The sequence below is a fragment of the Paraburkholderia sp. FT54 genome (assembly GCF_031585635.1).
In the GTDB taxonomy this organism is placed as follows: domain Bacteria; phylum Pseudomonadota; class Gammaproteobacteria; order Burkholderiales; family Burkholderiaceae; genus Paraburkholderia.
On the sequence record NZ_CP134195.1, the window covers coordinates 1912746 to 1932754 of the forward strand.

The 20009-nt window shown below is 65.1% G+C and carries 17 protein-coding genes; 10 read left to right on the forward strand and 7 right to left on the reverse strand.

The genetic code is table 11. The features are described from left to right. Positions 1 to 40 precede the first annotated feature (40 nt). Positions 41 to 1486 (reverse strand): NAD-dependent succinate-semialdehyde dehydrogenase, encoded by a 1446-nt coding sequence (locus RI103_RS08985; protein WP_310814983.1) that lies wholly within the window; start codon positions 1484 to 1486, stop codon positions 41 to 43. A 302-nt stretch (positions 1487 to 1788) separates the two neighbouring features. On the opposite strand from RI103_RS08985, the gene RI103_RS08990 reads away from it, so the two are divergent. The 5 genes from RI103_RS08990 (at position 1789) to RI103_RS09010 (ending at position 6027) form a co-directional block, all read left to right on the forward strand. Beyond that, positions 1789 to 1992 carry a cold-shock protein gene (locus tag RI103_RS08990; protein WP_007181784.1) on the forward strand — a complete coding sequence of 68 codons (204 nt, stop codon included), beginning with the start codon at positions 1789 to 1791 and terminating at the stop codon, positions 1990 to 1992. Positions 1993 to 2085: 93 nt separating this feature from the next. Then, complete coding sequence (locus RI103_RS08995) at positions 2086 to 2259, forward strand: hypothetical protein (protein ID WP_310814984.1); 174 nt, start codon at positions 2086 to 2088, stop codon at positions 2257 to 2259. 97 nt (positions 2260 to 2356) lie between these two features. Then, the gene (gene hpnJ, locus RI103_RS09000) at positions 2357 to 3778 is read left to right on the forward strand and encodes a hopanoid biosynthesis associated radical SAM protein HpnJ (RefSeq protein WP_310814985.1); all 1422 of its coding nucleotides are present in this window, start codon (positions 2357 to 2359) and stop codon (positions 3776 to 3778) included. After that, the gene (gene hpnI, locus RI103_RS09005) at positions 3775 to 4935 is read left to right on the forward strand and encodes a bacteriohopanetetrol glucosamine biosynthesis glycosyltransferase HpnI (RefSeq protein ID WP_310814986.1); all 1161 of its coding nucleotides are present in this window, start codon (positions 3775 to 3777) and stop codon (positions 4933 to 4935) included. The genes hpnJ and hpnI (RI103_RS09005) overlap by 4 nt, the downstream gene beginning before the upstream one ends. A gap of 93 nt (positions 4936 to 5028) precedes the next feature. Beyond that, the gene (locus RI103_RS09010) at positions 5029 to 6027 is read left to right on the forward strand and encodes a lysylphosphatidylglycerol synthase domain-containing protein (RefSeq protein WP_310814987.1); all 999 of its coding nucleotides are present in this window, start codon (positions 5029 to 5031) and stop codon (positions 6025 to 6027) included. A 117-nt stretch (positions 6028 to 6144) separates the two neighbouring features. Here the strand turns inward: RI103_RS09010 and RI103_RS09015 are convergent, their stop codons facing one another. Then, the gene (locus RI103_RS09015) at positions 6145 to 7548 is read right to left on the reverse strand and encodes an ATP-binding protein (RefSeq protein ID WP_310814988.1); all 1404 of its coding nucleotides are present in this window, start codon (positions 7546 to 7548) and stop codon (positions 6145 to 6147) included. Continuing rightward, the gene (locus RI103_RS09020; protein WP_310814989.1) at positions 7545 to 8204 is read right to left on the reverse strand and encodes a response regulator transcription factor; all 660 of its coding nucleotides are present in this window, start codon (positions 8202 to 8204) and stop codon (positions 7545 to 7547) included. The genes RI103_RS09015 and RI103_RS09020 overlap by 4 nt, the downstream gene beginning before the upstream one ends. 330 nt (positions 8205 to 8534) lie before the next feature. Between RI103_RS09020 and RI103_RS09025 the strand changes: the two genes are divergently transcribed. From RI103_RS09025 to hpnK, 3 genes are read left to right on the forward strand one after another with little or no spacing between them, the layout of a single operon-like run. After that, positions 8535 to 8885, forward strand: a complete 351-nt coding sequence (locus RI103_RS09025) for a hypothetical protein (RefSeq protein WP_310814990.1) — start codon at positions 8535 to 8537, stop codon at positions 8883 to 8885. A gap of 12 nt (positions 8886 to 8897) precedes the next feature. Then, complete coding sequence (gene hpnI, locus RI103_RS09030) at positions 8898 to 10172, forward strand: bacteriohopanetetrol glucosamine biosynthesis glycosyltransferase HpnI (RefSeq protein WP_310814991.1); 1275 nt, start codon at positions 8898 to 8900, stop codon at positions 10170 to 10172. Then, positions 10162 to 10989, forward strand: coding sequence for a hopanoid biosynthesis-associated protein HpnK (gene hpnK / locus RI103_RS09035; RefSeq protein ID WP_310814992.1), 828 nt, complete (start codon positions 10162 to 10164; stop codon positions 10987 to 10989). Before hpnI (RI103_RS09030) ends, hpnK begins: the two co-directional genes overlap by 11 nt. A 70-nt stretch (positions 10990 to 11059) precedes the next feature. On the opposite strand, the gene RI103_RS09040 is transcribed toward hpnK, so the two are convergent. Genes RI103_RS09040 through RI103_RS09050 form a run of 3 tightly spaced genes read right to left on the reverse strand, consistent with a single transcriptional unit; the run spans position 11060 to position 16696 of the window. Next, positions 11060 to 14110 (reverse strand): efflux RND transporter permease subunit, encoded by a 3051-nt coding sequence (locus tag RI103_RS09040; protein ID WP_310814993.1) that lies wholly within the window; start codon positions 14108 to 14110, stop codon positions 11060 to 11062. Further along, positions 14107 to 15228, reverse strand: coding sequence for an efflux RND transporter periplasmic adaptor subunit (locus RI103_RS09045; protein ID WP_310814994.1), 1122 nt, complete (start codon positions 15226 to 15228; stop codon positions 14107 to 14109). Before RI103_RS09045 ends, RI103_RS09040 begins: the two co-directional genes overlap by 4 nt. Next, entirely contained in the window at positions 15218 to 16696 is a 1479-nt protein-coding gene (locus tag RI103_RS09050) for a TolC family protein (RefSeq protein ID WP_310814995.1), read from the reverse strand. The genes RI103_RS09045 and RI103_RS09050 overlap by 11 nt, the downstream gene beginning before the upstream one ends. Before the next feature lie 207 nt (positions 16697 to 16903). On the opposite strand from RI103_RS09050, the gene RI103_RS09055 reads away from it, so the two are divergent. Further along, complete coding sequence (locus tag RI103_RS09055) at positions 16904 to 17563, forward strand: response regulator (protein ID WP_310814996.1); 660 nt, start codon at positions 16904 to 16906, stop codon at positions 17561 to 17563. Continuing rightward, a complete protein-coding gene (locus RI103_RS09060) occupies positions 17563 to 18927 on the forward strand; it encodes an ATP-binding protein (protein WP_310814997.1) in 1365 nt (454 codons plus the stop codon). The genes RI103_RS09055 and RI103_RS09060 overlap by 1 nt, the downstream gene beginning before the upstream one ends. Before the next feature lie 24 nt (positions 18928 to 18951). Here the strand turns inward: RI103_RS09060 and RI103_RS09065 are convergent, their stop codons facing one another. After that, entirely contained in the window at positions 18952 to 19938 is a 987-nt protein-coding gene (locus tag RI103_RS09065) for a LysR family transcriptional regulator (RefSeq protein WP_310814998.1), read from the reverse strand. Between the last annotated feature and the right edge of the window lie 71 nt (positions 19939 to 20009).

The following is a 20009-nucleotide window of genomic DNA, read 5'->3' on the forward strand; positions in this document are numbered from 1 at the left end:
GGCGTAAAAGGAGGCGGCCGGTAAGCCGCCTCGGTCCGCCTTAAACCGACATCACCGTTACCGCCTTGGTGACCAGATAACCTTCCATGGCCTCCGGGCCGCCTTCCGAACCATAGCCCGAATCCTTCACGCCGCCGAACGGCATTTCCGGCGACGGCGTGGCCGGCTGGTTGATCCACAGCATGCCGACTTCCAGTTGCTGCGACAGCAGATGCACGTTGGTGAACGACTTCGTGAACGCGTAGCCCGCCAGACCGTACGGCAGACGGTTGGCTTCGGCGATCGCTTCGTCGAGCTTGTCGAAGCCGCGAATCGCGGCGATCGGGCCAAAAGGCTCGTTGTTGAACACGTCCGATTCGAGAGACACGTTGGTCAGCACGGTCGGCGCAAAGAAGTTGCCTTCCGAGCCCACGCGCTCGCCGCCCGTTTCGACCTTGGCGCCGGTCTTGCGCGCGTCGTCGAGCACCTTGCTCATCGCCGTGAGACGGCGTGCGTTGGCGAGCGGGCCGAGCGTGGTGCCTTCGGCGAGGCCGTCGCCCAGCTTGAGGCCTTCAGCGTGCTTGACCAGCGCCGCGGCGAATTCTTCGCGGATGCTGTTGTGCACCAGGAAGCGCGTCGGCGAGATGCAGACCTGGCCGGCATTGCGGAATTTCGCGCCGCCCGCGGCCTTCACCGCGAGCGCTACGTCGGCGTCTTCGGCCACGATCACCGGCGCATGGCCGCCCAGCTCCATCGTCGCGCGCTTCATGTGCGAGCCGGCCAGTGCCGCCAGTTGCTTGCCGACCGGCGTCGAGCCGGTGAACGTGACCTTGCGGATCACCGGATGCGGAATCAGATAGCTCGAAATTTCAGCCGGATCGCCGAACACGAGGCCGACCGTGCCCGCCGGCACGCCTGCTTCGACAAACGCCTGCAGCAGCGCGGCCGGCGACGCCGGGGTTTCTTCCGGCGCCTTGACGAGGAACGAGCAGCCGCATGCGAGCGCGGCGCTCAGCTTGCGCACGACCTGGTTGACCGGGAAGTTCCACGGCGTGAAGGCGGCGACCGGGCCAATCGGTTCCTTCAGCACCAGTTGCTGCGCCGCGAGGTTGCGCGACGGCACGATCCGGCCGTAGACCCGGCGGCCTTCGTCGGCGAACCACTCGATGATGTCCGCCGCCGCCAGCACTTCGACGCGGGCTTCGGCAAACGGCTTGCCCTGTTCCAGCGTCATCAGGCGGCCGATGTCCGAGGCGCGCTCGCGCACCAGCGCGGCGGCCTTGCGCATGGTCGTGGCGCGCTCGTTGGCCGGCACTTTGCGCCAGGCTTCGAAGCCGCGTTGCGCGGCGGCCAGCGCCCGGTCCAGGTCGGCGATGCCCGCGTGCGCCACTTTGCCGATGGCCTTGCCGGTAGCAGGGTTGATGACGTCGAGGGTCTTGCCGCTGGCGGCGTCGCACCACTCGCCGTTGATCAGAAGTCGGGTATCGGTATAGCTCGAGGTGGCCATGCTGGGGTTCCTGTGTAGGGGAAAACGACAGGCCGCGCGGTCGTGAAACATTGGGCTGGACGTGCGCGGCCGAGGATGGACTGCCGATAGCCAAACATCTTATCTGATTGTGCGAAATCGCACTGGCGGTCCGCCCTGACGTGGTGCGCGGCATGTGTCTTGCTGCTTGGCTGCTGCGGCGGCAGAAAACCGGGCGAAGCAATGCCGTGCAAAGAAGCGTAGAGTCGAGCAGCGGTGGCAGGAACCGGCGCGGACTTGCGGCGAATGCAGCCCACTCAACCCAGATGCACAGAGGAATCGACATGCCAACCGGTACAGTGAAATGGTTTAACGACGCGAAAGGCTTTGGCTTCATTACTCCCGACGACGGTGGCGAAGATCTGTTCGCCCACTTCTCGGAGATTCGTTCCGAAGGTTTCAAGTCCTTGCAGGAAAACCAGAAGGTCAGTTTTGAGATCAAGCAGGGGCCGAAGGGCAAGCAGGCGGCGGATATCAAGCCGGTCTGAAGTCGTGGCCGGTTCGCGCGTGCAACGCGTGCGGCCGGCCACCGTTGCGCGCGGTCCATACACCGAAAAAAGCGGCTCGTTCACACGCGTGACATGAAGCGCCGCGTGCGTTTTGCCCGCACGATCCTCTCCGGCGCACCTATCGCGACGCCTGTTACGAAGGCCTTTCCGAAGCTTTCCGACGCTTTCCGAAGCATAGGGAACCGCGCCGCCGGCATCGTCAGCACCCGGATTTTCCTTAAGGTTTCCTTCAGCTTTGCTCCGTAGTATTTGCTGGATTCCCCCGCCTCCCTGGCGGGCAATAGTTCCGATAGTATGTTGACTGAGAACTGAAAGCGCCGATTCAAGGCTTGCTGGAGCATCCATGAAAACCCTGTTCTTGCAGGCGCCGTCGTATGACGGCTTCGATGGTGGCGCGGGTTCGCGCTATCAGGCCAAGCGTGAAGTCCGCTCATTCTGGTATCCGACGTGGCTCGCGCAGCCCGCGGCACTGGTGCCGGATAGCCGCGTGCTCGACGCGCCCGCCGACGGTCTGTCGGTCGAGGCATCGCTCGACATCGCGCAGCAATACGATCTGGTGGTGATCCACACCAGCACGCCGTCCTTTCCCACCGACGCGTTATTCGCGGAAGACCTGAAAAAGCGCAAGCCGTCGCTGCTGATCGGCATGGTCGGCGCGAAGGTCGCGGTCGATCCGCACAATTCGCTGACCGCGACCGAGGCGATCGACTTCGTCTGTCGCGAGGAATTCGACTTCACCTGCCAGGAAATCGCCGAGGGCAAGCCGTTCGCGCAGATCAAAGGGCTCAGCTATCGCAACCGTGACGGTTCGATCGAGCACAACGAAGCGCGCCCGATCTTGGAGAACATGGACGAGCTGCCGTTCGTGGCTCCGGTGTACAAGCGCGATCTGAAGATCGACAACTACTTCATCGGCTATCTGAAGCACCCGTACGTGTCGATCTACACGGGCCGCGGCTGCCGCTCGAAGTGCACCTTCTGTCTGTGGCCGCAAACCGTGGGCGGGCATCGCTACCGCACGCGTTCGGTCGAGAACGTGCTGGCGGAAGTGAAGTGGATTCGCGACAACATGCCTGAAGTCAAGGAGATCATGTTCGACGACGACACCTTCACCGACTTCAAGCCGCGCGTCGAGGAAATCGCTCGCGGCCTCGGCAAACTAGGTGTGACGTGGTCGTGCAACGCGAAGGCGAACGTGCCGTACTCCACGCTCAAGATCATGAAGGACAACGGCCTGCGTCTTCTGCTGGTCGGCTACGAATCCGGCGACGACCAGATCCTGCTGAACATCAAGAAGGGTCTGCGCACTGACATCGCGCGCCGCTTCAGCGACGATTGCCGCAAGCTTGGCATCAAGATTCACGGCACTTTCATTCTCGGTCTGCCGGGCGAAACGCAGGACACGATCCAGAAGACGATCGAGTACGCCAAGGAGATCAATCCGCACACGATCCAGGTGTCGCTTGCCGCGCCGTATCCGGGCACGACACTCTATAACCAGGCGGTCGAAAACGGCTGGCTCGAAGAGAACAAGGTGATCAACCTCGTGAGCAAGGAAGGCGTGCAGCTTGCGGCGATCGGCTATCCGCATCTGTCGCGCGACGAGATCTACCATCAGCTCGAAAACTTCTATAAGCGTTTCTATTTCCGCCCGTCGAAAATCTGGGAAATCCTGCGTGAGATGTTGACGAGCTGGGACATGATGAAACGGCGCTTGCGCGAAGGCGTGGAATTCTTCCGTTTCCTGCGCGCCCACGAGGCGTGAGCGCCGCGCACCTGCTCGCCGTCACGCTCGCCTATGCGTGCGCGGCGGGCGCAGTTTTCGGCATCGGCTACACCGTGCTCGCCGGCGCGTTGATCGGCCGGTTCTTCGCGCGAGCGGTGTCCGAGCCGAGCGCCTTTCCGCCGGTCACGATCGTCAAACCGCTGCACGGCAATGAGTGGGCGCTGCTTGCCAATCTGTCGAGCTTCTGCCGGCAGGATTATCCCGGGCCCGTGCAATTCCTGTTCGGCGTGCACGACTCGGCCGATCCGGCGCTGCAAACCGTCGACGATCTGCGGCGCCTCTTTCCCGAAGCGGACATCACCGTCGTGGCCGACGAGCGTCTGTACGGCCCGAACCGCAAGATCAGCAACATTCTCAACATGCTGCCGCAGGCGCGGCACGACGTGCTCGTATTCGCCGACAGCGACGTGAGCGTCGGCCCGGACTATTTGCGCAATGTGATCGGCGAGTTGCAGAAGCCGGGCGTGGGACTGGTCACCTGCGCGTATCGCGGGCAGCCCGATCCGGGTTTCTGGCCGCGCCTGTCGGCCAAGGCGACCAACTACCAGTTCCTGCCGGGTGTCGTGACCGGTCTCGCGCTCGGGCTCGCGCGCCCGTGCTTCGGGCAGACCATTGCGATGCGGCGCGATACGCTCGACAAAATTGGCGGCTTTACGCCGTTCGTGCAGCATCTGGCCGAGGACCATGCGATCGGCGAAGCGGTGCGCCTGATCGGCGAGAAGGTGGTGATTCCGCCGTTCACCATTTCGCATGCGTGCGTCGAATCGAGCGCGGCGCAACTGATCGCGCATGAGTTGCGCTGGAGCCGCACCATTCGCCGCATCGATCCGCTCGGGCATCTCGGCTCAGCGCTGGTTCATCCGTTCGCGTTCGCGCTGCTCGCGGTCGTCTTCTCGGCCGGCGGTTGGTGGGCGTGGTCGCTCGCGCTGGCCGCCATGGGCTCGCGGCTCGCCTTGAAGCTGCTATCCGATCGCGCGCTGAAGCAAGCGCATCGCGACCTGTGGCTGCTGCCGTTATGGGATATCGTATCGTTTGCGATTTTCGTCGCGAGTTTCTGGTCGTCGCGCGTGATCTGGCGAGGCTTCAGCTTCAAGGTGGATGGCGACGGCCTGTTGTCGGCGGCACAGGACGAATGAACGGCAGCACGGATCGGTCATGATGCGCAGGGTTTTTAAAGTAGTGGTGAAAAGCAGGGCAACGCGCCTGACGCGCGCGCACGAGGTGCTCGCGTGACGAAGCATCTCGGCCGCATCGCCGCGCTAGCGGGCTTGCTGGTGTCGCTCTGGCTCGTCTGGCAGGACAATCCCGGCGCCGTGCTCGGCGCGCTGCGCGCGGCCGGCGCGGGCCTGCTGCTGGCGGCGCTCGCGCACGTGCTGCCGATGCTCGCCAACGCTTGCGACTGGCGCTCGCTGATTCGCGGCGCGAACCGTCCCGGTCTCGTCAAGATGCTGCACCTCGCGTGGGTGCGCGAATCGGTGAATAGCATGCTGCCGGTGGCGCGCATCGGCGGCGAGGTGGTGTCGTTCCGCATGCTCAAGCGCTGGGGCGTGCGGCCGTCCATGGCGGTGGGCAGCATCATCGTCGATATGCAGCTCACGGTGATCAGCCAGTTGCTCTTCACCATGGTCGGCATCGGCTTTCTGTTCGCGCACGCGCATTCCGACACGCTGCGGCTCGCCGGACAACTGGCGTGGGGCGTGGTGGTGCTCACGCCGTTGCTGGTGTTGTTCGCGCTGGTGCAGCACGCGAGTCCGTTCGAGCGCATCACGCGCGCGCTCAATCATATGACGAGCGGCAAGCTCGCCGCGCTGGTTGGGCAATCGGCGCAGATCGATCAGGTCATCAAGCTGATCTGGCGCCGGCGTGGCGTGGTGCTGCGCTATCTGTTTTTCTGGCAACCGCTGCAGTGCTTCCTCACGTCGCTGGAAATCTGGCTGGCCCTGTACTTTCTCGGTGTGCAGGTCACGCTCGTGGAAGCGGTGGTGATCGAATCGCTGATCCAGGCGATCAGCAGCGCGGCCTTCTTTGTGCCGGGCGGGCTCGGCGTGCAGGAGGGCGGCTTCATTCTGATCGGCGGCGCGCTGGGCCTCGATCCTTCCACCTGTCTCGCGCTAGCCGCCGCGCGCCGGATTCGCGACCTCGTGATGTTCGTGCCGGGCCTCATTGCGTGGCAATTCGCGGAGTCGTCGAATCGTGCGCCGGAGAGTGCGTTCGAGCGCGCGCCTTAAAGACAAACGGCGCGCGGCGCAGGACCACCAAGGCACCACGGCACATGGGGCGCGCGCGCGGGAAAGCGCACCCGCACAAGCGAGACGCGTCGATGCGAGGCCGCTTCCGTATTCTCCTCAGCCCGCCTGCGCATAAGCGGGAAACGACACCTCGACCGCGAGCCCACGCTCGCCGATACCCGTGCCCAGCCGCAAGCTCGCGCCGAAATGCTCCGCGATCCGCGCGACGATCGAAAGACCCAGTCCGCTGCCGGTGGCCTGATTGCCGGTCGCGCGAAAAAAGCGATTCGTCAGACGGTCGAGGTCGCCCGGCGCGACACCGGGGCCGTCGTCGCGCACGGTCACCTGCACCCAGTCTTGCGCATGCTGCACCGCCACTTCGATGCTGCCGCCGACGTGCCCGTACTTGATCGCGTTATCGAGCAGATTGTCGAGCAGGATGCCGATCAGCACGGGCTCCGCGTCGATCTCGGCGCGCATGTCGCCCGACAGCATGACGTGAATGTTTTTCTGCTGCGCGTTGCGCTCGTTGGCGAGCAGCGCGTCTTTCGCCACCGTTGCCGGTCTGAGCGGCGCCGTCGAGATTTTTTCATGCACGTCCAGACGCGCGAGCAGCAGCAATTGCTCCGCGAGCCGCGCGCTGCGATCGACGCCTTGCACCACGCGCTCCATTGCCAGCCGCTGGCGCGCGGTGTCCTGTTCCGCCAGCGCGACTTGCGCCTGCACCTTGATCGCGGCCAGCGGCGTTTTCAGTTCGTGCGCGGCATCGGCGGTGAACGCGCGTTCGCGCTCCAACGAGTGCAGCAAACGCGACAGCAGCAGATTGATCGCATCGACGAGCGGACGCACCTCGATCGGCGCGCGGCCGATGTCGACCGGCTCCAGCCGGTTGACGTCGCGCGAACGGATGGCGCGCGAGAGCAGCCTGAGCGGCGCCAGACTCCAGCCGATGCTGAACCATACCAGCACCGCCAGCACCGGCAGTCCGACCAGCGTGGGGCGGGCGATCCGGCTCGCGACGCCGCTCACCAGGTCGCTGCGTGTATTGGCCGGTTCGAAGACGCGCACCGTGTGGCCGAGCGCGGTGTCGCGCAGGGTGAACGAGTGATACATCTGGCCGCCGAGCATGATGTCCTGCGTGCCGCTGACCGGCGGCACCGGCAGATCCCAGGCCTTGAGCTTGCGCAATGGCGGGCTGCCCGCGAGCACCTCGCCGTTCGGGCCACGCACCTGGAACAGCGCGTCGCGCGGCAGCGCGTCGTCGTCGTCGCTGTCGTTGGCGCCGGGCTCGCCGCCTTTTTCTTCCTCGCGCACGTCGATGCGCGCGTTGGCGAGCGTGGTCAGATTGCGCTGATCGAGCAGGGCGAGAATCTGCGCGAGTTCCGCGAGACGCGCCTCTTCCCATTCGGCGACTTCGCGTGTGGCCTGACGATAACTCGACACCAGCGCAACGCCCCAGACCAGCGCGATGCTGGTGAGCACCAACAACACGAGACGCCGGCGAATCGACGCGCCCATCATTCTTTCTCCACCACGTAGCCGATATTGCGCACTGTCTTGATCAGCTTGGCGCCAAGTTTCTTGCGCAGATTGGACACGTGCACCTCGATCGCGTTGCTCTCGATTTCTTCCTGCCAGCCATACAGGCTTTCTTCGAGACGCGAGCGCGACTGGGGAATCCCCTGGTTGGTCAGCAACTGCATCAGGATCGCCCATTCGCGCGAGGTGAGCGACACGCGCGTCGCGCCCACTTCGACGGTTTGCGCGGCCGGGTTGACTGTCAGGTCCTGATAGCGGATCTGCTCGACGCTGCGCCCCTGCGCGCGGCGCAGCAAGGCCCTGCAACGGGCGACCAGTTCGGTCAGATCGAATGGCTTGCCGAGATAGTCGTCGGCGCCCGCTTCGAGGCCGTTGACACGGTCGACCACCGTGCCTCGCGCGGTCAGCACCAGCACCGGCACGTCCTTGCCCGAATCGCGCAGCTGTTTCAGCAGTTCCATGCCCGGGACGCGGGGCAGGCCGAGATCGAGCACCACCAGCGCGTAGGCGGTGGTGTCGAGCGCGAGACCGGCCTTGTAGCCGTCACGAGCCCAGTCGACCGTGAAGCCGGCCTGACGCAGTCCCGCTTCGATACCGCAGCCGATCAGATCGTCGTCTTCTACGAGGAGTACACGCATGAGTCCGTTATTCCCGTTCGATGTTTCATTGCACGGCAGCCGCGATATTCAAGCAGGCGCCGGACCGTAATCCGAAGTTTAACCATGCTGTTCATCCCCCGCTTTATACGCCTTGTTCCTTAAGGTTTCCTTCAGCTTGAATCGCTACTATCGGCCCTCAACAGGTCGCTGTCGCGGTGTCATTGCGGGCACGCGGCGGCTGGGCTGTTGCGACGTCATTGCAGTTCAATCGTAAGCACATCGATGGGATGGACAGCCGGTGCTTTTCCACGCCAACGAGTCGCGCCGAATCAAGGCGCTGCGCATTTCGTCAGGTCACGAGACCCCGCCATGAAGCCAGCCACCGTCGACATGCTGCGCGCCCACCTGATGGTGGCTTCGCTCACCGCCATGGGCGCCGAGGTGCTCGCATGCCTCGCGCTGCTGGTGCTGCCGGTTTCGCAGCATGCCCTCAGCTCCATGCCGTTCCAGCTGCTCGCCGTCGCCGTGATCGTGAGCGGCGTGATCGTGACGCGCCAGTTCGCGCACGCCGCCTTCCAGCTCGCGCTGCAGGGCCACTACGCGACTGGCACCAACCGCCTTGCGCGGCCGGTCGCGATCGCGTCGGATTGTCCGCGGCGCTGGCTCGTGATTCTTCATCTGCGCCTGACCGGCAAAGCGTTCGTGCTGGCCGAGCACTGACGGAACCGGACGATGGTGGCGCACGCAGTGACGGCATCCCAATGGATCCTGCTAGCCGGCTGCGCCTGCGCGTCGCTTTACGCGTTGCTGGCGGCGGTGGCGATGCCGTTTTTCGGCTCGCGCCGCGGCGCTACGGGCCGTGCCTCTTATTCCGCCTCGCAAGCTTCGCAGCCGCTGCATCGTTTCGCGCGTGCCGGCGTTAGCGTACTCAAGCCGCTGTGCGGCGCCGAGCCGCGTCTGTACGACAATCTGCGGACCTTTTGCGATCAGCGTCATGAGCATTTCCAACTCGTGCTCGGCGTGTCCTCGCCGGACGATCCCGCGATTGCCGTGGTGCGCCGCCTGCAGGCCGCCTATCCATTACACGACATCGAACTCGCGATCGACACGCGCGTGCACGGCAGCAATCTCAAGGTCAGCAATCTGATCAACATGGCGTCGCGGGCACGCCATGACGTGATCGTGATTGCCGATAGCGACATTGCCGTCGAAGCCGATTATCTCGACAGCGTGGCCGCGCCGCTCGCGGATCCGCGAGTGGGCGTGGTCACGTGCCTCTATGTGGCGCGGGGCATCGGCGGCTTCTGGCCGCGCGTGGGCGCGCTCTTCATCAACGAATGGTTCGCGCCGTCGGTGCGGGTCGCGCACGCGGCCGGCTCGCGTCGCTTCGGCTTCGGTGCGACGCTCGCGTTGCGGCGCGCGACGCTCGAGCGCATCGGCGGTTTCGAGGCCCTGAAAAACTGTCTCGCGGACGATTACTGGCTGGCCGAACACGTGCGCGCCCTCGGTCTGCAAACCGTGCTCTCGCGCGTGATGGTGGCCACCGACGTGATCGAGCCGACCTTTTCCGCCTTGTGGCAGCGCGAAACACGCTGGCTGCGTACGATTCGCTCGGTGAATGCGCCGGGTTTCGCATTTCTCTTCATCACGTTTCCCACGCCCTGGCTGGTGGCCGGCGCGTGGCTCACCGCCGGCCTCGCGTCCGGTTCGTCCGGCGCCATGCACGCGTGGGCCGCGTTCATGAGCGCAACCGGCACGGCCGCCGGCGTCGCCGCGCGTCTGTTGATGCATCTGCGCTCGGCGCGTCGTGAGCGTACGTTCTGGCGTGATCTGCCGCTGGTGCCGTTGCGTGATACGTTGCTGGCGTTACAGTGGTGCGTCGCCGTGTTCGGTTCGCATGTGATATGGCGCGGTGCGCGCGTGCCCGTCGAGGCTTACACGTCGAGGGCCACGCGCAATGGCGCGTTGAAGGTGATGGATGTGATGGAGGCGTCGGATGGCGGCTAAGCCACGCGCATTGATCGTGACCGCCGATGATTTCGGCTTGCACGCGCGAGTGAACCAGGCGGTCGAGCGGGCGCATCGCGAGGGCGTGCTGAGCGCCGCGAGCCTGATGATCGGCGCACCGGCTGCCGGCGACGCGGTGGCGCGCGCCCGTGCGTTGCCGCGGCTGCGCGTCGGCCTGCATCTGGTGCTGGCCGACGGCGACGCGGTCACGCCGCGCGCGGGCATTGCCGCGTTGCTCGACGAGCACGGCCGCTTCGGCGACAACATGGTGCGCGACGGCGTGCGGTTCTTCTTTTTACCGCATGTGCGCAAGCAGCTTGCGCGGGAAATTCGCGCGCAGTTCGATGCCTTTGCGCAGACCGGTCTGACGCTCGATCACGTCAACACGCACAAGCATTTTCATGTGCACCCGACGGTGCTCGGACTGATTCTGGAGATCGGCCGCGAGTATGGGATGAAGGCGATGCGCCTGCCATTCGAGGCGAATGCGCCGCTGTGGTTGCGGCCGTGGATCGCGCGCGTCAAGGCGCGGCTGGATCGCGCCGGCATCGCGCATAACGATTATGTAGTGGGGATCGCGGACAGCGGCCGGATGGACGAGGCGGCGTGGCTGGCGGCGCTTGCCGATCTGCCGCACGGGGTGGGGGAGATTTACTGCCATCCTGCCGTGGCGGGGGAAAGGGCGTTGAGTGACGGGATGAGGATGTATCGGCACGAGGACGAATTGCGTGCGTTGTTGTCGCCGAGGGTTGCGATGGCGATTCGGGCGGCGGGGGTGCGGGTGGGCGGGTTTGGAGACGTGCTGAACGCCAGCTGATTCGCCTGTGCGCCCGCGGCGAACCACAGGCGCACAGATGGGAAATGCCGCGCAGGCCGCGAATCGCAGCTTAAATCGCCTCCTTCTTCATCAACAACTTCAACAACACCGGCAGCAACAACAACACCAGCGGCAGCTGAACGATCAACCCGGAAATAATCGCGATCGCCAGCGGCTGCTGCATCGCTGACCCTTGCCCCAATGCAAAAGCCAGCGGCAGCAGCGCCAGAATCGCGGCAATCGTCGTCATGGCGATAGGACGCAGGCGATTGCGCCCGGCGCTCAGCAGCGCTTCCTCGAACGGCATCTCGTCGTCGCGCACGAGCCCCTGCAACTCCGACACATAAAAGATCGCCACCTCGGTCACGATGCCGATGATCATCGTCATCCCCATCATCGCGGAGATGTTCAACTCGATGCCGGTGATCCATAAGCCGATGAACACCGCGCCCGCCGCCAGCAACGGCATCGCCATGACCGCCAGCGCGACGCGAAAGCGCTCGTACAGAAACAGCAGCAAGCCGAACACCAGCGCGATTGCCGCGCCGAACACGCTCAGCAGCCCTTTGAACGCAATCTGCTGCTGCTGATACAGACCGCCCAATTCGTAGTACACGCCGCTCGGCAAAAGACTCTTGTCGCTGAGCGTCTTCTGCACGTCGGCAATCGTCGAGCCCAGATCGCGGCCGTCGATGCGCGCGGTCACCGCCACCATCCGTTTCAGATTGTCGCGGCTGATTTCCGGCTGACCGGTCACCGTCACCTGATCGGCGACGCGAGCGAGCGCGAACAGATGGCCGTCGGGCGCGCGAATCTGCAACTGTCCCAGTTGCGTATCGGTGAGCTTCATCGCGCCGGCCACGCGCACACGCACGCCGACCGTTTTCGGCCCGCTCTGGAATTGTGTGGCCACATTGCCTTCCACCATATCGGACACGGCCTGCGCGATCGACTGCGGGTCCATGCCTTCGGCGGCCGCCGCTTCGGGACGGATGTGTAATTCGAGTGCGTCGCCGGCGGGATTGATGCCGTCGTTCACATCGACCACGCCCTGAATCTTGCCGATCTGCGCCGCGACCTTGCGCGCGGTCGTGTCGAGCGTGTTCGGGTCGTCGGAATAGATCTTGATCTGGACCGGCTGCGGCACTGCCGTCAGGTCACCGATCAAGTCCTCCATCAACTGCGCGAGTTCGATACTCACGCCCGGCACCTGAGTTTCGACCTTCGAGCGGATTTCTTCCATCACGGTGTCGATCGGTTCGCGATTGCCCGACTTCAGCCGCACGAAGAAGTCACCCTTGTTGGGTTCGTTCAGGTCGCCGCCGAGACCGGCGCCGGTACGGCGCGAATACGTCGCGACATTCGGATTTGCGCGAATGATCCCTTCGATCTGCTTCATCAACCGGTCGGTCTCGGTCACCGACGTGCCCGGCTCAGTGTGATAGTCGAGCACGAAACCGCCTTCGTCCATGCTCGGCATGAAACCGCTGCCCACGCGCGTGAACGCGAACGCGGCCACCACGATCAGCGGCAGCAAACCGAGCAGCACAAGCACCGGCCGCGCCGTGACGCGCTCCACCAGAAACGCGTAGCGCCGGTTCATCCACGAGGCGAAGCGGGTTTCCTGGTGTTCCTCGGCGTCTTTCGGTTTCAGCCAGCGGTCGCACAGAATCGGCACCGCGAGCCACGTGACGAGAAACGAAATGAACAGGGCGCTCGCCATGGTCACGGAGAGCGCCTTGAAGAACGCACCCGTCACGCCGGAGAGAAACGCCAACGGCACGAAAATGATCAGCGTCGCCGCCGACGACCCGGCGAGCGGGCGCGTGAATTCGAGCGCCGCCGCCATCACGCGGCCATGAAACGCGCGTGCGCCGCCTTCACGCATGCGTCGCACGATGTGTTCGATCATCACGATCGCATCGTCGATCACGAGACCGACGGCGGCGGCCATGCCGCCGAGCGTCATGATGTTAAAGCCCATGCCGAACACGTCGAGCAGCAGGATCGTCGCGGCCATCACCACCGGCACGAGCGCGACGGCGATCGCGGTGATCTTCCAGTTGCGCAGAAAGGCGAACAGCGTCAACGCCGCCAGCACCACGCCGATCATGATCGCGTCGCGCACGCTGGTGGCCGAGGCGATCACCAGTTCGCTCTGGTCGTACCAATTCGACAGATGCACGCCGGCCGGCATCTGATGCTGGAAGTCGGCGAGCTTCGCGCGGATCGCCTTGGCCATCGCCACACTGTTCGCGCCCGGCTGCTGATACACGTTGATGAGCACGGCATCCTGGCCGTCGGCGGTGACGCGCATCCATTGCGGCACGACGCCCTGGCGCACGGTCGCGATGTCGCCGAGGCGGATCTGCGTCGCGCCGCCGGCCGACACCACGACATTGCGCAGTTCGTCGAGCCGCGTAATGGTGGTGTTGGCGATCACGAGGTAGAGCTTGTAGTGATCCTCGATGCGGCCGTTCGCCATCAGCACATTGCTCGCGCCGATCGCCTTCGACACATCGGCGAGCGAGAGCTTGTAGGCGGCGAGACGCGCGGGATCGATCGCGACTTCGAACTCGTCCTGCGCGCCGCCCGTCACGTCGACGCGCGCCACGCCTTCTACCGACGACAGCAAAGGCCGCATCTGAAATTGCGCGAGATCGTGCAGCGCGGAGAGCGACTGCTGCTGCGAAGTGAGGCTATACGCCAGCACCGGAAACACGGTCGGGTCCATGCGCCGCACCTGCATCGAGGTGCCTTGCGGCAGCGTCGCGAGAATCTCGCTGATGGCCGACTGTGCCTGCAAGGTGGCTTGCGCCATGTCGGTGCCCCAGTCGAAGTTGATCGAGATTTCGGCCGCGCCGCGGCTCGTTTTCGATTCGACGTCGCGCACGTTGGGCACGCGCCGCAACGCTTCCTCGACGGGCATCGTGACGAGCGTGGCCATCTGTTCGGCGGGACGGTCGCCCGCGTCGAGGGAGACGACCGCGCGCGGAAAAGCGACGTTCGGGAACAGCGAGATCGGCAGACGGAACGCGGTCAGTGCGCCCGCGATCGCCAGCAACGCGATCACGAACAGCAGCGAGCGGCGGTGCTTCTGCATCCATTGACCGAAATTCATCGCGGCGCGCCTCCGCTGGTTTGCACCGCCATGCCGTCCTTCAATTCATAGTTGCCGCTGACCACGAGTCCCTGGGCGGCGTCGAGCGGGCCATCCACGCCGTAACGCTCGCCGTTCTCGACCTCGGTGGTCACCGCCACGCGGCGCGCCTTGTTCTGCGGCGTGATCTGGAACACGTACGCACCTTTGTCGTCTTTCAGCACGGCGGCGCGCGGCACGATCCAGTGCGTGCCGTTGTGGGTGGCGATGTCGGCGCTCACGCGCGTGCCGGGAATGAAGGCTGTCTGTTCGAGCGGCACGTTCGCGCCGACATCGACGAGCTGGCTCTGCTGATCCACCGAAGCGCCGACCAGCGCCACGTGACCGTTCGCCGAAATCTTCGCGAGCGACGTGGACAGGCCGTGCAACGTGACGGTGTCGCCGGCGTGGATCGCGGCGGCGTCGGCGGGTTCGACGCCGAGCATCACGTTGGCGCGCGCGTCCTTGCCGCTGCCGCCGGCGAGTTGCAGGATCGCCGCGCCGGGCTGCACCTGGTCGCCCTGAGCGGCTGTGACTTGCAGCACCACGCCATCGTTGGGCGCCGTGATGATCTTGTTGCCGCTTGCCACGCCGGTCTGATTCTGCGCGGCGAGGGCCTGCTGCGCGTCGTCGGCGGCCTTGCGGGCGCCGGCGAGTTGCGATTGGGTTGCGAGCCCTTTGTCGTACAGCGATTGCGTGCGCGCCAGCTCGCCTTGTGCGAGCGTCACGGCGCTCTTCGCCTGGGTGGCCGCGAGCACGGCGGCCGGGTCGGCTTGCACGACGAAGAGCGGCGCGCCGCGCGTCACGGTTTGCCCCGGTTGCACGCGCATCTGCGCGATGCGCGCGGTGTACGGCAGATTGACGGTGGTGAGGTTCGACGCGGATGCCGCGACGATGCCATAGGCCCGCACCGGCTGCGCGATCTCGGCGCGCTGCACGTGCACGGTCTGGACAGCGACCACGGGTTGCTCGGCGGCATCGGCGGCGGGCGCCGCGGCATGTGACGCATGAATGCCCGCGCATAGCACCGTGGCGCCGGCAATCAGGATCGCGCCAGCGGCGATGCGCGGCCGCAGCGCTGAAGTGAGGCTATTTCGCATGGTTATCGGAGTAGGTCAAAGCGGAGGAATAGGCATCGGGAATCGCGCTGCCCAGCAGCGCCTGCAAGCCGACGCGTTGTTCGGCAAGCGACTCGCGCAACGTCGCGACGTCGATCTGTTTGGTGAGCGCGGCGCTTTGCGCATCGGTGTAGGCGCCGAGCGCGAGGTTGTGTTCCGCGTAGGCCGCGGCCGCGTGCCGGGCGGCAACGTCGACATCGGGCAAGGCGGCCTCGGTCTGCTGCAACTGCCGCGTGAGGATCGTGTTGTCCGCGCGCAGATGCGCGACGTCCGCGTAAGCGTTGTTCAGCCGCGCCTGATATTCATCGCGCAAGTGCTGGCGGGTCGCCTTCTCGATCGCGACGTTGCCCTGGTTGCGGTTGAAGATCGGCAGGCTGAGGTTGATCTGGAAGCCGCTCGTGTAGATGTTCGAGGTATCGCGTGCCCGCACGAAGCCCACGGACAGACTCGGAAACTGGCTGAGGATCGCGGCGCGATATTTCTGTTCCTGGGCCTCGTAGCCCGCTTGCAGCGCGATCAGATCAGGGCGCCGCCGAGGCAGTCCGGCGAGCGCGGCGTCGAGCGTCGTGTCGGCGAGCGGCTCGATGTCTTCGCTGCCGGTGAGTTGCAAGTGCACGTCGGGCGAAACACCGAGCAGCGCGTTCAGGTCGTGGTGCGTTTGCTCGGTTGCGCGCTCGGCATCGGTGAATTGCTTGCGTGCGTCGCTATAGGCGAGCAGCGCTGCATTCAGCGTGTCGTCGGTGAGGTTGCCGTCGCGGCGCGCTTCGGCCATGCGTTCGTAGCGCGTGCGCGCGAGGTCGCGCTCACGCTGCAAAAGCGGCAGCGTGTCCTGCTGGAAGCGCGTCTTGATGAACAGCTGCCGAGCCTGCGCGACGATCTGCCATTCCTGCCACAGCAGACCGAGATCGGTTTTGGCCACGGTGGCATCGGCGGATTGCTTGTTGGCGCTGCGCAGGACGATCGCCATCACGTCCATGCTCAACCCGTAGCTGAACGCGCGTACGGTGTCGAGCTGGCCGGGGTAATCGCTCGATACGCTCAATTGCGGATCCGGCAGCAGACCCGCCGAGTAGGCTTGCGCGCGGGCGATGCCGAGGTCGTCGCGGGCCAGCTTGAGGTCGGGATTGTTGGCCACCGCGAGCATGGCAACCTCGTCGATATCGAGCCCGTCGGACGGATCGAAGCGATGCGCGGCCAGCTCCGGCAACGGCATGCTCGACGAATCGATGCGGATGCGTTCGAGCGAATGGGCCGAGGTGGACGTGTCCTGCGGCGCGAGCGGCTCGCGGTGATACGACGCGCAGCCGCCCATCAGCAACACGCAGAGCGGCACGAACGCGCGCAGCCGTTCGTAGGGTCGCGGAGTGTGTTTGACCGCGGGCTTGGCCGCCGCGGCGAACACAGGCGCGCTCGCCGATATAGCCGCCGTCGCGGCATTGAGAACGGGCAAAGTCCGGCTCCTGAACGAAGAAGTGGGGAATCCGCGCAGGGATGCCGCGGAACAGGAGGCGATTCTGCGGATGGACTGCTTAAGACACGCTTAACCCCAATTTAAGCGTCCCTTCAGCGTCCCTTCAGCAAGACATAAGCAAGCCATAAGGAAGCGTTAAGCTACCGGGCTGGACAATGCCGGGGCCAACACGGGAGAGGAGAGGCCATGCGTCTGCTACTGGTCGAAGACGACGACATGATTGCGGAAACGGTACTGGGCGCGATGCGCCGCGCCGGCTACGCGATCGACTGGGCCGAAGACGGCCGCGCGGCGGAGCTGTCGCTCGGCAACGGTGTGTACGACCTCGTGCTGCTCGATCTCGGCTTGCCGAAGAAGGACGGCATCGACGTCCTCAACGTCTACCGCAAGAATGGCGGCGCCGCGCCGGTCATCATCCTGACGGCACGCGACGCCGTCGACGAACGCATTCGCGGCCTCGACGCAGGTGCCGACGACTATCTGATCAAGCCATTCGACCTCGACGAACTGGCCGCGCGCGTGCGCGCGCTGCTCAGGCGCCGCACCGGCCAGAAGCAGCCGGTGTACGCGCATGGCGAGCTCACACTCGACCCCGCCGCGCACGAAGTCACCAAATCGGGCGAATCGTTGCCGCTCGTGCCGCGCGAATTCGCGCTGCTGCAGGCATTGATCGAAGAGCCGACGCGAGTGTTCACCAAGGCCGAGCTCGAAGAAAAGCTGTACGGCTGGGGCGAGGAAGTGGGCAGCAATACCATCGAAGTGCACGTGCATAGTTTGCGGCGCAAGATCGGCGCGGATCAGGTGGTCACCGTGCGCGGCGTGGGCTACCGTCTGAAGAGGTGCTGATGACGTCGATTCGCCGCTGGTTGCTGGGCTGGCTGATTTTCGGTCTGGCGGCTGCCTCGGGCGTGGCCGGCTATGGCATCTTCCATACGGCGCGCAAGGAGGCGAGCGAACTGTTCGACTACGAGCTGCGCACGATCGCGCTGTCGCTGCCGTCGAATCTCGCCGGCGTGGGCGACGGCGAACATCGCGATCCCGACCTCGGCGGGCTGGCCGACGACCGGGTCGTCATCGAAATCTGGGACGCTGCCGGCAAGCTGATCTATCACTCGCTGGAGGCGCCGGTGTTTCCGCGTCAGCCCGCGGGCTTCAACACGGTGGAGCGCGGCGAGTATCACTGGCGCACATTCGCCGTGCAGCAGGCGCAGCGTTATATCCAGGTGGCGCAGCCCATCTCCGTGCGCGAAGACCTCGCGATGCAACTCGCGCTGCACACGCTCTGGCCGCTCGGCGTGCTGGTGCCGGTCACGATCGTGCTGGTGCTGCTGGTGGTGGCGCGTGGGCTGGCGCCGATCGGCGGCTTGTCGCGCGCGCTGTCCACTCGTACGATCGATTCGCTCGAACCGCTGCGTCTGGACGGCAGCGTGCCGGTCGAAATCAAGCCGCTGGTGGAAGCGCTCAACGATATGTTGCAGCGGCTGCACACGGCGTCGCAGGCGCAGCGCACGTTTATCGCCGACGCCGCGCACGAGTTGCGCTCGCCGCTCGCCGCGCTGAAGCTGCAATTGCAGGCCGCGTCACGCGATGGTTCGCTAAAGGGCGAAGGGCAAACGCTGGAACGCGTCGAAGGGCGCGTCAACCGCATCATTCACCTGGTGCAGCAACTGCTGACGCTGGCGCGTGAAGACTCGCATCCGGTCACGTCGATGGTGCCGATCAGTTTGCGCCGGATCGGCGAGCAGGCCGTGGGTGATTTTTCGTTGCTGGCGGAAACGAAGGAGATCGACATCGGTCTGGAATGCGAGGGCGCGCGCACGGAGGGCGATGCTTATACCGTGCTGGCCGAGCCGCACGGCTTGAGCGTGCTGCTGGGCAATCTGATCAACAATGCGATCCGGCATACGCCGCGCGGCGGCCGCGTCGATGTGATATTGAAGCGAGCCGGTACGCGCGTCGGCTTCGAGGTCGTCGATACCGGCGCGGGCATTCCGGAGGCCGAACTCGAACGGGTCTTCGACCGTTTCTATCGCGGCGAAGAGGCGCAAGGCGAGGGTAGCGGCCTCGGGCTCGCGATCGTGTCGCGCATCGCCGAGCGGCATCAGATGGACCTTTCGCTGCGCAACAACGAGGGCCGGCGCGGCTTGCGTGTAACGGTGTCCGGTCTGAAGGCGCATGACGTCGACGCGCCGGTGGCCATCAAAAGCTGACCGCGTTCAATCGCCGCGCCACGTTCATGCGGTGCGTTCCCCGGGCAATGCCGCTGAACGCGGGTCGTTCGATGCATCACTGGACGACGCGTTCAGCGTCGCGTCCAGTTCCGACGCGCTCGACACCTGGCGCAACTCGTCGGCGATGATCGACACCAGCGCATCCGCCGCGGCACTCAACGGGCGTCGCGGATGGCTCACACACACGATGTGCCGCACGATGCGCGGCGCGAGAATCGGATAGGCACGCAGGCTGCCTCGACGCACCGCGCGTTGCACGGCGATGCGCGGCAGGATGGTCGCGAAGTGCGTGCTTTCCACCAGCTTCACGATCGTGCTCAACACGTCGATCTCGAAGCGCGGCGCGAGCAGCACGTCTTCATGCTGCGCCGCTGTATCGAGCACGCCGCGCAAACCGTGGCGCTTGGTCGGCAGCACCAGCTCCAGTTCGGGCAATTGCGCGAGTTCGATCGCATGCGGCAACTCGGGGCCGTGCTCGGCGCTCGTCACCAGCACCATTTCCTCGTCGAGCAAAGGCTGCGCGTCGAGCGAAAGGCGTGCGCGCGGTTTGTTGATCAACGCCGCGTCGAGCTGGCCGCCCGCCACCCAATCGATGAAAGTCGCGCTGTAGCCGTCCGCCACCGTCACTTCGACATGGGGGTAGCGCGCGTGAAAACGCGACAACGCGTCGGCCAGCACGCTTTCCGTGACCGACGCGATCAGTCCGATCGACACATGACCGGTCACCACCTCGTCGCGCTGCACGAGTTGCTGACGCGCATGAGCGAGGTCGCGCATGATCGGCAGAAAGAGCCGGTACATGAGGCGGCCGGCGGCCGTCGGCGCCATGCCGTGCGCGTTGCGCTCGAAGAGCTGCTGATGCAGTTCGTCCTCGAGTTTGGCGATCTGCATGCTGAGCGCGGGCTGCACGATGTTCAGGCGCTTCGCCGCCCGCGTGACCGAGCCGTCTTCGAAGAGCGCGATGAAATACTGGATTTGCCTGAGGTCCATGTTGGTATGAATAAAACATCAGCAAACGTAATGAGAATGGCACGTCGTATCAGATGGAAAACCTGAGCCGT